13 protein-coding genes are annotated in these 14,462 nt (G+C 33.6%); 10 read left to right on the forward strand and 3 right to left on the reverse strand.

Annotation, left to right across the window (positions count from 1 at the left end; all coding sequences use genetic code 11):
- Positions 1–310: 310 nt before the first annotated feature.
- The 3 genes from NFRAN_RS10805 to NFRAN_RS10815 all read left to right on the forward strand — a co-directional run bounded on the left by NFRAN_RS10805 (position 311) and on the right by NFRAN_RS10815 (position 2,999).
- The gene (locus tag NFRAN_RS10805) at positions 311–1,789 is read left to right on the forward strand and encodes a carboxypeptidase M32 (protein WP_232038000.1); all 1,479 of its coding nucleotides are present in this window, start codon (positions 311–313) and stop codon (positions 1,787–1,789) included.
- Positions 1,790–1,908: 119 nt separating this feature from the next.
- Positions 1,909–2,280, forward strand: coding sequence for a hypothetical protein (locus tag NFRAN_RS13970; protein ID WP_172602307.1), 372 nt, complete (start codon positions 1,909–1,911; stop codon positions 2,278–2,280).
- Between the two features lie 227 nt (positions 2,281–2,507).
- On the forward strand, positions 2,508–2,999 hold the full coding sequence (locus NFRAN_RS10815; RefSeq protein ID WP_134485002.1) for a hypothetical protein: 492 nt from the start codon (positions 2,508–2,510) through the stop codon (positions 2,997–2,999).
- Positions 3,000–3,193: 194 nt separating this feature from the next.
- Here the strand turns inward: NFRAN_RS10815 and NFRAN_RS10820 are convergent, their stop codons facing one another.
- Entirely contained in the window at positions 3,194–3,733 is a 540-nt protein-coding gene (locus NFRAN_RS10820; RefSeq protein WP_134485003.1) for a hypothetical protein, read from the reverse strand.
- Positions 3,734–4,161: 428 nt separating this feature from the next.
- Positions 4,162–5,184 carry a methyltransferase gene (locus tag NFRAN_RS10825; protein ID WP_134485004.1) on the reverse strand — a complete coding sequence of 341 codons (1,023 nt, stop codon included), beginning with the start codon at positions 5,182–5,184 and terminating at the stop codon, positions 4,162–4,164.
- 535 nt (positions 5,185–5,719) lie between these two features.
- On the opposite strand from NFRAN_RS10825, the gene NFRAN_RS10830 reads away from it, so the two are divergent.
- Positions 5,720–6,382, forward strand: coding sequence for a TMEM175 family protein (locus NFRAN_RS10830; protein WP_134485005.1), 663 nt, complete (start codon positions 5,720–5,722; stop codon positions 6,380–6,382).
- 569 nt (positions 6,383–6,951) lie between these two features.
- A complete protein-coding gene (locus NFRAN_RS10835; RefSeq protein ID WP_134485006.1) occupies positions 6,952–7,314 on the forward strand; it encodes a hypothetical protein in 363 nt (120 codons plus the stop codon).
- A 902-nt stretch (positions 7,315–8,216) separates the two neighbouring features.
- Here NFRAN_RS10835 and NFRAN_RS10840 read toward each other — a convergent pair.
- On the reverse strand, positions 8,217–9,026 hold the full coding sequence (locus NFRAN_RS10840; RefSeq protein ID WP_134485007.1) for a 3-methyladenine DNA glycosylase: 810 nt from the start codon (positions 9,024–9,026) through the stop codon (positions 8,217–8,219).
- Positions 9,027–9,227: 201 nt separating this feature from the next.
- On the opposite strand from NFRAN_RS10840, the gene NFRAN_RS10845 reads away from it, so the two are divergent.
- The 5 genes from NFRAN_RS10845 (at position 9,228) to NFRAN_RS13975 (ending at position 14,407) form a co-directional block, all read left to right on the forward strand.
- Entirely contained in the window at positions 9,228–10,259 is a 1,032-nt protein-coding gene (locus tag NFRAN_RS10845; RefSeq protein WP_134485008.1) for an aldo/keto reductase, read from the forward strand.
- Positions 10,260–10,605: 346 nt separating this feature from the next.
- On the forward strand, positions 10,606–11,016 hold the full coding sequence (locus NFRAN_RS10850; protein ID WP_197731180.1) for a VOC family protein: 411 nt from the start codon (positions 10,606–10,608) through the stop codon (positions 11,014–11,016).
- A gap of 206 nt (positions 11,017–11,222) precedes the next feature.
- Positions 11,223–12,227, forward strand: coding sequence for an LLM class flavin-dependent oxidoreductase (locus NFRAN_RS10855; RefSeq protein WP_197731181.1), 1,005 nt, complete (start codon positions 11,223–11,225; stop codon positions 12,225–12,227).
- A 773-nt stretch (positions 12,228–13,000) separates the two neighbouring features.
- Positions 13,001–13,531, forward strand: coding sequence for a hypothetical protein (locus tag NFRAN_RS10860; protein WP_134485009.1), 531 nt, complete (start codon positions 13,001–13,003; stop codon positions 13,529–13,531).
- A 720-nt stretch (positions 13,532–14,251) separates the two neighbouring features.
- Positions 14,252–14,407, forward strand: a complete 156-nt coding sequence (locus tag NFRAN_RS13975) for a hypothetical protein (RefSeq protein ID WP_172602308.1) — start codon at positions 14,252–14,254, stop codon at positions 14,405–14,407.
- The last annotated feature ends 55 nt before the right edge of the window (positions 14,408–14,462 follow it).

A 14,462-nucleotide genomic window follows, 5' to 3' on the forward strand; every position in this document is an offset into this window, starting at 1 on the left:
TATTTATCCCTGAATCAAGTCAAGGCCAAGACTTTGCAACCAGACTTAGTTTTTACATTATGAGATCGAAAGTGTGAATCATCAATTTTAAGAATGTGGTAATAAAGTATTTCCTTTTGAGTTACAGCATTTTTTTTCGATGTTTGAATATTAGTTCATGTTACTTTACACCCTATGTTTAGAGTATAGGTTTCAATTCGATGTCCTGGTGGATTGAAATATTTGATACAAAAAGGTTAGCAAAGGATTAATTTACTGATGTGGTTCAGTCCTTAAAAGATATAACAAAATGAGATGCGAGAATCCAGTCATGAATCAGATCCTCGATGCTTATAAACCCATGTGGTCGCTAAAGCATGCGGTATCCCTGATGAGTTGGGATTTTGAAACTTTTATGCCTCGAGAAGGGACTGAAGGAAGAGGAGTGGCCGATTCTCAACTTCACATGTTACATAAAGATTTACTGCTAAATAGCGAATTTATTGGTCTAGTCGATAGTGCAAAAAAACAGGAGAATCTTGGTGACCTTGAAATGGGCATAATAAGAGTAATCGATAGGGAAATAACTAAACAGGTCAAGTTACCCAGGGAATTGACCGAAGCTGAGTCCTTGGTAAGAATAAGAGGGAACATGGCTTGGAGAGAGGCTAGGGCAAAATCTGATTTTAAAATGTACGAACCCCATTTGAAGAAAATGATAGAGATAAAAAAAGAAATAGCAGCAAGATGGGGGTACGAAAACCACCCATATAATGCACTTTTAGATACCTTCGAAGAGCAGCTTACAGTAGATGACTTGGATAAAATATTTAGTGTATTAACACCTCGTATCCAAAAACTTTTGAAAAAACTTGTTGATTCAAAAAGCCAGTTTTGTAAAGAGAGCAATCTTGCGAAATTAGAATATGATATTCAAAAAGTGGACGAATTAAATCATGATATCCTTAATCTTTTGCAATATGATATGAGGCGTTTTAGAATGGATACTTCTACTCATCCATTCACTGAAACTATGGGGCTTGATGATGTTCGAATAACCACTAGGTATGAAGGAGTTGATTTCAAAAAGTCGATATTTAGTACCATTCATGAGGCTGGTCACGCCTTATATAATTTACAATGCGACAAATCATTGTCTTTTACTCCTATTGAGGGAGGAACATCGCTTGGACTTCACGAATCTCAGTCAAGGTTCTGGGAGAACATTGTGGGTAGAAGTTTACCTTTCGTTCAATTGATATCTCCACTAATTAGAAAGAAAGTGAATTTTGCAAATCAAACTACTGATGACGAGCTATATTTTTATTTTAATAATGTCAGGGCTGATTATATTCGAGTTGATGCCGATGAGGTTACTTATAATTTACATATAGCGATAAGGTATGAAATAGAGAAAAGGATATTTGAAGACAGCCTCAGCGTTTCTGAGATTCCTGAATTTTGGAATGATAGGATGGAGCAGTTGCTTGGTGTGAGACCACCTAAGGATTCATTGGGAGTCCTTCAGGATACACATTGGAGCAGCGGTCTCTTTGGGTATTTTCCTACGTATACTTTGGGCAATTTAGTTTCAGCTATCATTGTTTCTAAAATGCAGAAAGACTTGGAAAACTACAACGAGGATATCAAAACCGGTAATTTTAATTCAATCAGAGAATGGCTGCGATCAAAAATACATCAATATGGATCTACTTATGCTCCTAAAGTGCTTCTTAATAACAGTCTAAATGAAGGTTACAATCCTGATTACTTTATTACTTATCTTGAGAATAAATACCAAACTCATTGAACCATGATTGGTAAAAGAGGTATGTCTCCCAGATATCGGATTTTTTGTAGGATGCGATGCCGAAATTGAAAATCACTAGAATACTTTTATATTTTTTACGAAGAAAGTAATTAGAACGAATGATCTCTCATATTCAAATAACGTTAATTATTTTGGTCACCATTATAGCAACTGGTTTAGTTGCAATTCCGTTTGGAAATCCTAATTTTGTTGATAGGGCGATTATTTTGGAATTATCCTTTGTAACTCTATTCGTATTGATATGGAAAGGGTACAATAAAGCATTGTATGCATGTATTCCTCTAGCTGCTTTCGTTATTATTGGCAATAGTCTTGCTCCGCCACATGTTAATACGATGATGACTTTTTCCAATCCACTCAATGCAATCGTCTTAATTGTCGGTGGGTATATTCTGCAAATTGCACTGGTAATTGCAAGTTTACTGTCTATATTAAATATGAGATCAAGGCGAATAACTTCTCTAAACTGAGATATAATGTTGTTATTATTTACGGTATTTTTTAACCGGGTACTACCTCTACTACTAAAAACATAATTATCTACCTTCGAGGCGTTTTTGTAATCCTTGTAATGCAGGTTCTTTTTTGTCCTTGGTTGTTAATTAGATTCAATAGCTTTTTTATACTAATTGATTATTGGTTTAGATATATGTATTCCACTTTATTTCTCTTCATTGTTTCATTGTTTGGCGCAAGTATGTTGTTATCCAATTTTGAACATACATTAGGACAAACCACAACTGGTGAATCTACGAATCCGAGTCTATATAATTTAGTTACAAACTCTTTGAATTTAACTGAACCTGTATATCAAGCCTACTCAGCAACTTTTGTTGGATCTAAAAATCTGTCAAGCGGATCGCCCTTGATAACTGAAGACTATGCTATTGAAAAAGCCGTTATGAAAAATGTGGGCAATGTAACTAATAATATGACATTTATAAATACTCACTTACCAGATGGTACAATTCAAAGTACTTCAAGAGGTACAATAACATCCGAGGACGGACACAATATTGGTTGGATCTCTTCAGATATTGGAATAATTAATGACCAGGGTGAATTATTTCATGGTATTATCCAATATGAGGTAACAAATAGTTCAACGTTTTCATTTTTGAGTAATATGACGGGTATCGACAAGCAAACCCCTGAGATAAAAAGAACAATTTGGCTAATAGAAAAATAGCAAATAGAAAATCATGCATTGAGGGATATCCTAATTTATTCAAATAAAATTAGATGGTCGAGGATACTAGTAGTGTAGTTAGGCAATGGTCAACGGAGCAGAATTAATAGCATAGGAATACATACATGGTAAATGGGTTTAATCATCCTATTCGTTTCAAACCGTCTCTCTGGTCTAGTCAATAATAAGCCAGACTATCCAACTTTCCACATCAGAAACGTCCCCGTTCCATTGTTGTTAACTTGATCCTTATAAATGGCTATTGAATTGCTAAGAAAAGAGAATTCGCCTACTGCTTTGTCTTCGAAAATCGCTACACCGGTACTATTAAAAGTACCGTTTGAATTATATTTACCAATGGCATAAAAATCATATAATACTGTGTTACTGCCATCGGTAGAGAATTTAGTCTTTCCTTGGAGATATGAAGTGTCATTGTTCCTAAGGGTTTCTGAGGCATTGCCCTCAACAGTAATGTTTATAGTACCATTAAGAATTCCTTGTCCAGTGAAATTCGAATAACTGGTTTTATTTTCAAGTCCTGGCTTTCCGCCTTCTATATAATAATTTTCTACTAGAAACGGCCTTTCCAAATAAAGAGATTCTGTGAAATTCATGCTGTTATCCAATGCCTGTGCGTACTTTGCAGAAAGTGCTACAAAACCAGAGAGTGTTACAAGTCCCGCAATGAACACCCATGATAAAGTGATATTACTTTTGGATTTTAGTTTCATACCAGAGACTTGATATCATTAGATTATTAAGTTTGCGATATACTGTAATCAATGATATGGTCTGTCTCTCCTGTGTATATTGGTCGGAGTTAAAAGATCATATGTGTTATTAAGATTTCACAGATTTCAAAAATTCATTATTGGAAACAATTATGGATCAAAATCATGCGGATCCGTATATCAATATATGTATTTAGAGTATCGAGCAAGTGCTCAAATTAATTAGATTGTATTATTTTGGGTTGTCACCCAGTACAGATTCTGAAAGCTTATTTACTGATCGTTATATTTTATTTCCATGGCTAACCTAAAAACACATTTTGTAGCCGACATAGTACATTATTTGCAAATGTAAGAACGTTCCATAGTGACTTTTATGTGTGAGCAAAAGTGGAGTAACAACCAAAAGAAACAGGTATTTAAATAGATTATCCTTTTTTTATTGCTTCAACTATGCCTATCATTTTTGATCTGGGGTAGTGAGACTGAATATACTTCCATCCTGATTTGCTTAAAATTGAATCGAATTCCTGTATTGTTCTTTCTCTACCTGTAGTAACACACATCATGTGTATGTCAAATAATTTGGAGAAGTGAGGTGTGCTTGCATCAGGTATTATGTGTTCAACAATAAATATTCTGGCTTTGTCGGGGGAAGCCTTATGGATGTTTGAAAGTATTTGGATACATTCATCATCATTCCAATCATGAAGAATCATTTTCATTATGTATAGTTCTGCTGAAGGGACTTGATTAAACATATTACCTTCAACATAATTACATCGAGCTTGCAAACCCGTTTTATAGATCCAAGAGGATTTTTGATTCTCTACCACTGGCGTTAACTCTAGTATTGTGCCATTCAGATGATTGTACTTTGAATACAAATGACTTGAGAGATGTCCTTGGCCACCACCAATTTCACAAATACGAGATATATTGGAAAAGTCATAATTATCAAGTGCCTCTAAAACCATGGCCGTATGAGCTGCTGAAAAACTACTCATTGCGTCATTGAAAATCTTTGAATACTCTGAGTTTTTTGTAGTATACTCAAAAAGATCAATTCCGTATTCTAAGGAGAAAGCGTTCTGCTTTCCATCTTTGATCATTTGAGGCAAATGCTTCCATACTTGATAATGTTCTGGTCCTTCCTCAAGTAGCAATACTCCTTGAAGGGTTTGGGGGTGGTCCTTTTTTAATAATTCTCCATATGAGGTGATGGAAAATTTTCGATTGTTTTTTTCTTCTTTCGCATAACCCAAAGATGCAATTGATCGAAGTATACGATATGTCATCGCCTCGTTGAGATTTAAATCCTGTGCAATTTGGCGTACGTCTGTGGGATTAGTTGTAAGGTAATCAAATAAGCCGATCTTGGCACCGGCATAGAGTATTTGACTTTTCCATCTTCCAAATATGATGTTTATAGTATTGTCAACTTCTGACATATTATGTATGTTATTTCAATAAGCCGGGCTTTTTATTATCTTTTGATCCAATCAGATGGATTTGTTACATGGGAGACGGTAGAATTTCTAGAACTTTTCCTATATGCTTTGGCTGACTTGTCATTTTTTTAATCTCAGATTATTATCAAGACTGATATAGTCTGTTTCTCCCTAGTACGCTCTTGACGTATCGTATCGTACCATACTATCCACAATTTCTATCTAATTTGCTAATTGTTGAAGAAAACATGTCTTTAAACAATAATTACCTGGCAATTTCGTATTTTATACATTTGTCGTTTTAAACTCCACTCTTATCCTGGTGGATTATCTTTTTACTAGATATACGATATCGTAAATTAATCATCCCGTCCTATTTTAGGAATTAAAATTGATTTATTGTTTTTCTTATTAGATAGTAATGAAAATAAATAAAGGATTTGGCTTTAATACATTTTAGCTATTAAAATTAAACTAACTTTTTAATCCTAACAGTTATTTAGTTACTTGGATTCGTTCTTTTACCCAATCTGAAATGGTGAATATATATGGCATAAGCAAGTTTCATATCAAGATATTTACTGACGCTGTATTTGGAGTTGCTATTACTATGTTAGCAGTTGAACTTAAAGTTCCCCACCTTGGGACTGGCACTACGTTACTGGGCAGTGGGGAATTTGGAGAAATTGCCACCACTTTCGTTTCTTATTTAACGACTTTTGTTATACTAGGTACGTATTGGATCACCTATCATGCAGTCTTTAACCCTATCAGACGTACTACTGATTTAATGATCTGGTTAAATTTATCATTTCTAATGCTTATCGCAATAATCCCATTTTCGATAAGATTAATGAATGAGTATAATAATCAACATTCATTCATTTTTTATTCGGTAATTCAAATCTTGACGGGACTTGTACTGTTCCTCATGTGGAAACATGCAATGAAAAAACAGCTCGTAATCGCTGATGAAAAAGAAAAAGATGGCAAGGAGACTCGATTAAATGCTACTATAATACAGCTTACTTATATTAGGACTGCAATTATACCTACTGCCTACTTGGTTTCAATGGCAATTTCCTTTATTGATCCAGATATAGCAACCATATTTCCGCTGATAATTATTGTACCTGTATCAATTCTTCTGCGATTAAGATACAAGAATCATGCGCAACTTCATGCTCAGGAGGTTTAATAATGTCATCTTTTAAATCGGGTGTGATTATTGAAAAGAGTGGTGTTAGTATTTGATCAATATTTTGTTCTTTTCAATATTTATCACGCTTTTTCAGAGAATTATGCAGCATCAAATTGTCTGTTGTAACTCAAATATTTTCATCTATGAATGGAATCATTATTTTTAGTTCTCAAATTTGCTATGGCTATTATTCTTTTGAATTTTACGTAATATTTTGTCTATTCCTAAAGACTTTCATTAACGAAAAATTATTCTAAACAAACGGTTTCCATGCATGAATTCCTACTAAGGTAACAATAATTTTGCCAATAATAATAGACATATTTTATTATGACAATAAAAAATATTCGATATGAGTAAGAAAAAAAGATTTATTTAAAATTTTGTAATATGGTAGAAAAGATTCCATTAAGTTTTGCCTACCTGGATGATTCTTTTCAATTCAGTCTACATTAATCAGAAACAATAAGTTAGGAGTATTGAATGCATGCATGGTTTTATAATACTTGTTGATTAATATCTAGTATGATTGCCTGTGAAGAATACTGTAATCCCGTTCCACGAAAATGACAATTGAAAAGCATAAACACACACCAAGCATAGCCAATTCATCCCGAAAAGGAAAATATGCCACTTCAACTGAAAACCGTCGACTAATGTGGGAATACGTAATTTGGCCCCTGGTATTAAAACTTAACAGGAATTATTTCACACCCCGGGAATATCATGATAAAAGAAACCAAGTGTCGGCAGAAAAGAATATTCCGATTACGAAGATGGCTGGAGGCATAGTGTCTCTTTTGGTTAAAGGAATTATCTTTCAAGATGGAAAATACTATTCGATCCATTACAAATTGATACCTTATATGAGGAAAAAAACCTGTTTAGATTACGAAACAGTACTCAGAGAAATACGGTCAAAAAAATAATAGACTAAAAGTTGTAGGGGTAAAATTAAAAAGAGATAGAAATTGTAGTCCGAATCTGAGTTCATCATTAATGGTGCTGTAGATATTTGATTTGTCATGATATGGTGGTTGTTTTATCTCTAAATACAAATTTCTTAATATTGATTATAATTTAAACCTGATGATTTATTGACGAACAAGTAATGGCTCTCTCTCTCTGTCTCAAGGCGTGAAGTGAGGCCAAAAATTGTTCAAATTCCTTCAGGATTTGAAGTATTCTTTTTTAAGAATGTTACTATCATAACAACATTATATTGTGATGCATTTTTAGATGTCTGTAATCATTTAACGTATTTATACAAAGAATTCATCCTTCTCCTGTAATTAGGCTAAATGTTTTGTCTGAATCGCTGATGAGAATCTATGTTATATCGGGGTTTGCTTTTATGTCCATACTACCTACCTTTTTACTCCAAATTTCATTAATTAAATGAAATGATTGCTAGAGGTGTACATTGAAAATTCTGTGTCCATATTGTATCATATTATAGGAAACATTGCAAGAACGTCAAATCCAACAATTAAAGCATCTATATTTTCTATGGGTGAATCGTCCATTGTCTAATGGCAGGTGTATGGAGATGGGTTCGCTCTTCTTCTCTTACACAATTGCCGTTTCCCCAATGCATTACCTATTTTTGTGATGATTCAATCAGGATAAAAAAAAGAATAAGGAATCAAAATGGTTTTTTAACGAATTCTATCGCTTTATCTAATTAGTCATATCATGGAATTAAAAAATAAATTAACGTGTTGTTTTTTATAGATACAATAATTCATCAAATTTCATTCTGATCTTGATTCTTTTTGAGGTGTTTATCGTGTTTCTTGATATCGAAAAGTAGATATAAATTCTGTTTTTTTCATGCTTTAGTAATTGTTTTTACGATCTCCATGGCCTCCTTATTACCTCTCTTTAATTCATTTCTCAATGAATGTTTGATTATCCATTGAGTATTTACATCCTGAGATTCTGACCATTTTTTTAGCAATTTAATTCCAATGTCATAATTATCTTTTAGTATATCATTGATGTTATTAGCAACCGATTTTTTCACAAACAGTGATTTATCGTATTTGAGATTTTCAAGTATAGGAAGAATTGGCTTGGGGTCTAAGATAAATTGATCAAGCTTTTTAGCCCAAGGAAGCCTTGGTCTTAAACCTTCGGAAGATAATCTTCTTACATGAACGTTTGAATCGCATGACCATTTTAACATCAATGCTAGCATTTTATTTGAATATTTCACGATGAACGGACGAACAGCATATTCTCCTGTGCTGCGCTGTGTAATTTGATAAATAGCATTGGTCGACGTCTCAAAGTTGTCTAACCCGTAGGTTTCTACATAAAATGAAATCGGCATTATCCAATATCCTTCCCTAAACATTCCCGTCTCATTTGGATTAGGTGGTCCCAGAATGTTAATCAAGATATTTACTACATCTGGATATCTGAGTGGTAGATACTCATACAGATTTTCGGTAATTAGCTTTATCCGATCCTTTAGTTCTAAATCATTTACCCTTTTATCTACCGAATTGATGAAATCTTGTCTTTGAAACGATGGGTATACTTTGGAGATTTTGCCTGCAAGCAGTATCGCAAGCTCCTTTCCGTAAAAATCTTTAAGTTTTGTAGATTTGTTATCTTTTCTTAAATCTCCAACCAAAGTTATTTCTAAATCATGATAAAATGTCTAAACCCTTAAATCTTATTCATTGTAAATGAAACGAACGTATCTATTTATTTTGCCATTAGTTTTAGAATCTAATCAAACTACTATCTCTTATTTGTCTTTTGAATTGTATTTTATTTTCTCTACTCCATCATCCTTATATTGGCCCGGTAAAGTGTAAAATAACCATAGGTAATGAATAATAATTCACCTGTTGAAAATAATTCTCATTTTGAGCTTGCATCTGACCTTACAATCAATAGATTGGTGAACGGGATGTGGCAAGTTGCAGGTGGGCATGGATACATTGACCACGCAAAGGCGATTGATGAAATGCTAAGATATCATGAATCTGGATTTACTAGCTGGGATCTTGCTGACATATATGGACCAGCTGAGGATTTTATAGGACACTTTCGAAAAAGATTGTCTGAGATTAAAGGAAACGAAGAGCTTTCCAAAGTTCAAGCCCTTACAAAGTGGGTACCTCGTCCAGGCAAAATTACAAAGTCAATAGTTAATGAAAGCATACAAAGTTCATTAGATCGAATGGGGGTTGAATCCCTTGATCTCTTGCAATTTCATTGGTGGGACTATGATAATCCATACTACATGGATGCACTTAGTTTTCTCTCAGACTTGCGTGATGAAGGAAAGATAAAACATGTAGGATTGACGAATTTTGACACCGAACATTTACAAATAATACTTGATGCAGATACACAAATCTTATCCAACCAAATTCAGTACTCCATAATTGATAGAAGATCTGAGAAAAAAATGGTTCCGTTTTGCGAGGAACACCATATTAAGATTCTTGCATATGGGACACTTTGTGGAGGACTTTTAACTGAAAAATTTCTTGGAAGAGAACAAGAGCCATCTGGATATGATCTAGATACCTTAAGTTTGCAAAAGTACAAAAAAATGATCGATCGCTGGGGTGGTTGGAAACTGTTCCAAGAGTTGTTATCTAATCTAAATGATATAGCGCAAAAACACCAGGTAACTATAGCCAATGTAGCTACTAGATATATTTTGGATAAATCTTGCGTTGCAGGAGTTTTAATAGGTGCTAGACTTGGTATTACAGACCATATAAACAGTAATTCTCAGGTCTTTGATTTTGTCTTGGACCGTGATGATTATGCGAAAATAGAGGATGTCTGTGAAAAATCAAATGATTTATTTGAGGTCATAGGAGACTGTGGCGATGAGTATAGATAAACACTGATATCTTCTACAGCGATCTGGCTTAGTCAAAACTGACTTATCTAGAAAATCTTTGTTCTTGTGCCTGAATTACGACAAAACTTAAATACTTAGATAACGATATTGCTGTTATGTGCATAAAATGTGAATTAGTGGCAATAATTCGCAAACAGGCTAACATGCGTATCTCAAAGTCAACGGGCCGACAAGAAATTACGCTGTGCTCCTGATAACACCCGTTTCAGAGATACCTTCAATATTCCTAAAATGCAGACTATTTACTTATAATTAAGAATCACAATCATGATGAATAGCATCTGAAAGAAATGCTTTTTCACGAGTAGTGTGTGTGGTAAATATCATGAATAATGTAATTATGATTTCCGCCGTGACCCTTGCAATAAAGAATATGAAAAAGTCTTGTAGTTTTTATACTAGCATACCCGGCTTTCAGATTATTTACGGTGGTTCTTCAAATGACTCTTTTACATCATATCAGATTGGTAAGGATAATAAAGTTACATTTCTAAACTTGGAGTTAAAGAAATTTTCTGATGCTAATAAGCTGTATGAGAACCACAGAACAAATTTTGGTAGAATTATTTTTTATACCGATAGTGTAGACAATCTCTATGCATATTTTAGTACTAATAAATTCATTTCAAATTTAATTCTAATTGAATTTGAACCTATTAATGCGCCCTGGAAAGAACGATATTTTCATATACGTGATCCAGATGGTTATCAACTATCTTTTGCCCAACCGATCTAGATCTGCTTGTTAGATACTAGAGGTAAAATTTTGAGAATTGTTAAGATTATCTCTTTTTTTACTTCTCTTTAATATTTGATTTCTAAAAATAACCAAAAGATATCCACTACCTCGAATTTGATTTTCTTTGTTGCAACCTATTGCGTTTGTAGCTGATAAGCAGAATACTAAGAAGTATAATAACTTTGGATTGTAGTAATCATTTATTGCAACATCCTATAACTAAAAATAGAGTACCCTTCTCAGTGCTTGATTTGGTAATGGTAAATACTGATGGGTCACCAAGTCAATCTATGCGAAATAGCCTTGACCTTGCTCAACATGTAGAAAATTGGGGTTATTCTCGGTACTGGTTGGCAGAGCACCATAACATAAAAGGCATTGCAAGTGCTGCCACTTCTGTACTAATTGGTTTTATCGCAGGTGGGACTAGTAAGATTAAGGTCGGGTCTGGTGGAATAATGCTTCCAAATCACAGTCCGTTAGTTGTTGCGGAGCAATTTGGAACTTTAGAGTGTTTATACCCTGGGAGGATAGAGCTTGGTTTAGGCCGTGCACCCGGCACAGACCCATTGACTGCTATGGCATTAAGACGTGGCAATTTGGAAAAATCCGAAGATGAATTTCCAACTAATTTGAAGGAATTGCTCGATTATTTTAACCCAACAAGGCCTGACAAAAAAGTGAGAGCCAACCCTGGAGAGGGATTGGATATTCCAGTTTGGTTGTTGGGATCTAGCATGTTTAGTGCTCGGCTTGCCGCTGAGTTGGGGTTACCATTTGCATTTGCAAGTCATTTTGCACCTACCTATCTCGAATCTGCTGTCAATGCATATCTTGAAAATTTCCAGCCCTCAAAATATTTGAAACGTCCATACGTCATGGCTGCAGTAAATATATACGCGGCTGATAGCGACAAAGAAGCTAAACGGTTGTTTACATCAGTACAGCAGATGGCATTAGGAATGATTCGAAGAAATCATACTCTTTTACAGCCACCTGTAGATGATATGAGTAATTTATGGGATTCGCTCGAAGAATATGCTGTAAAGGAGAGATTAAAATATTCCTTTGTTGGAGACTCGTGTACAGTTAAAAAAGGTCTAAAAACCTTCCTCAATCGAATCCACGTTGATGAAATAATGGCTGTTTCCCATATATACGATCATGTTGCACGACTACGCTCGTTTGAAATACTTGCATCGTTGTGATACTATGTCAAATACTCATCTGAGTCCTTTAGATTTCTAATATATATCTATATACACAGGTTAATCCAACAATTTATGCATTAGTATCTAAGTAACACTAAAAGTGTTTTGGACAATGATTTTTTATTTGGTTTTTCAATCTGAAGCTCGGTAATGAAGTTTGCCACAAGAATAAAAAAAATTTGGTGATTGCTAAAAGACTATTCTATTCTTATTTCCCTTATTAGTTATATCAAGTTAAATTAAAAGAATCTTTTTTTGAGGTTCACCTTGCTTATGCAAAATAGTAGAATTTGATATTTTTATTATTTCAATTTAATGGTTTGCAAGTGTACCAAAAAATTATCAAATTTCTTTTAGATTACATAGTATCAGATGTTATAATTATGCGTCTAAAATCCTTTAGACGACAAATCATCCCTATTCAATAGTAGTAGTAGTAGTTAATTTTTGCATGATGTAGAACCAACAAGAATAAAAATTTATGAAAAAATATGGGATTAAAACCATGTAATCTATTAAAATTTTTGGATATTTCTATATTAATAAATGCCCGTAACTTGGATTAGAATTACTTTTCCATATAATATCGACTCATAAGAAATAGATGAATCCAAGATAATTAATTCTAACTAATAAATCCTTTATGATATTATCAAAAGTTTTTGATTAAATGCCAAGAAAGTCAAAAATATTCTTATATATCTAAACATGATGATGATATAACATCCTGTTAATATAGTAGTTCTACGTATAGTATCTATTCAACACATATGACTGTGGAATTGCAGGATTTCATCAAGTTTCTCCATGAAAATAAGATGATAAACATACACGATATGTTAAAAACCGACGTAAGTGGTATTATAAATCGATTAAAGCTACAAAAATATGTTTATTTGGCACAAACAACGCTAAAAAACAATTTTGGATACGAATTTAATATATATAATAACGGTCCTTATTCACCCGAGCTGGCTAATTATTACTACGAAAAGATGGACTTAAATGAAAAATTTATGGACAGAAACGATAATGCATCTCAGACTATTGACCCTGCCTTCGCAACTAGGTTTATGGAATTGTATAAAGACAAGGATGCTAATTGGTTAGAAGTTGCAGCTACTCTGATAGATAGCACAAACTATTGTGAAAATGAACGCGAATCACTTGACAAAGTCTATGCTATTAAATCAAAATATGATAGCAGCTTCATAGACAATACATTAGATGAATTAAAAGAAAAAAGCTTGGTTCACTATGCGTCTGGTATCAAACTGAACGGTATATTTTCTATATTCTAATATAAAATGGCGTTTTGCACTGGCCGAAGCAAGATGCCGGATTTGCCAGTCAAAAATATTGTTATCTTTTTTGACTTGGAATAATGTGGCCGACCTCTGGTATATAATTATAAGATAGATAGATAAACGGGATTATTTTATAAAGTTTAATGTGATGATTTACAGAGGACCATATTTTCTATTGTGGATGTTGACTTATATCACACTACTAAAGAAATCATTAATTAGTTGGATTAGATGTAGTGGCAATACGACCTCTTTAGTAATTATTATTGTCATTACTCAAAATCAGAAGGAATTGATTACCTGGTAAGTTCTTGATCGAATGATTTGCAGCAGCTTCAGTTTAAATTTATCGAATACGAGATTATAGATATTACTATTATTTGCTTACTAGATAATTCAAATCTCTGTCTTTATTAATCCAAGATGGCGATGTTTCTTGAATAATTACGGGGTGAATTGATATTTGCCTAAACCAAAGACGTGCTCCATTATTTGATCTGTATTATAGAAATAATTTGTTTAATCACTATTATGTTAAACATCTATTCGGCAAGGCTAGTAAGAAGTGACTATGTTTTTTGCTATAGATATTTAATCACCATTCCATTCCCAATAATAAGATGGTGGGTATGCACCTATCTAGCGATGGATTAACGAACATTGAAACCTTATCGCTGTTAAATAATATGATGTAAATCAGTACTTGACAATCTAATGTTTGATGAGAAGAATAACAAAGGTGGCAAAAAAATACCCGAAGGTGATTTGGAGAGACAAAGGATTATCGATAAAGGAGGGACTCAAAAGTACGGAGCTGACAACCAACAAAAAACAAAGGACAAAAATATTTTGATCGATTCAGAACATTGACGCTTTATGGATACTCTCATCGATTAAAATTTTCCCTATCTAGCCATTAAAGTAA

This window comes from Candidatus Nitrosocosmicus franklandus (genome assembly GCF_900696045.1).
GTDB lineage: Archaea > Thermoproteota > Nitrososphaeria > Nitrososphaerales > Nitrososphaeraceae > Nitrosocosmicus > Nitrosocosmicus franklandus_A.

Coding starts and splice junctions, on each gene's coding strand:
- NFRAN_RS10820 (WP_134485003.1), bottom strand. CDS start 3,733: ATGAAACTAAAATCCAAAAGTAATATCACTTTATCATGGGTGTTCATT.
- NFRAN_RS10815 (WP_134485002.1), top strand. CDS start 2,508: ATGTTGTTATCCAATTTTGAACATACATTAGGACAAACCACAACTGGT.
- NFRAN_RS10850 (WP_197731180.1), top strand. CDS start 10,606: ATGAATAATGTAATTATGATTTCCGCCGTGACCCTTGCAATAAAGAAT.
- NFRAN_RS10805 (WP_232038000.1), top strand. CDS start 311: ATGAATCAGATCCTCGATGCTTATAAACCCATGTGGTCGCTAAAGCAT.
- NFRAN_RS10830 (WP_134485005.1), top strand. CDS start 5,720: ATGGTGAATATATATGGCATAAGCAAGTTTCATATCAAGATATTTACT.
- NFRAN_RS10860 (WP_134485009.1), top strand. CDS start 13,001: ATGACTGTGGAATTGCAGGATTTCATCAAGTTTCTCCATGAAAATAAG.
- NFRAN_RS10825 (WP_134485004.1), bottom strand. CDS start 5,184: ATGTCAGAAGTTGACAATACTATAAACATCATATTTGGAAGATGGAAA.
- NFRAN_RS10845 (WP_134485008.1), top strand. CDS start 9,228: ATGAATAATAATTCACCTGTTGAAAATAATTCTCATTTTGAGCTTGCA.
- NFRAN_RS10835 (WP_134485006.1), top strand. CDS start 6,952: ATGACAATTGAAAAGCATAAACACACACCAAGCATAGCCAATTCATCC.
- NFRAN_RS13970 (WP_172602307.1), top strand. CDS start 1,909: ATGATCTCTCATATTCAAATAACGTTAATTATTTTGGTCACCATTATA.
- NFRAN_RS13975 (WP_172602308.1), top strand. CDS start 14,252: ATGTTTGATGAGAAGAATAACAAAGGTGGCAAAAAAATACCCGAAGGT.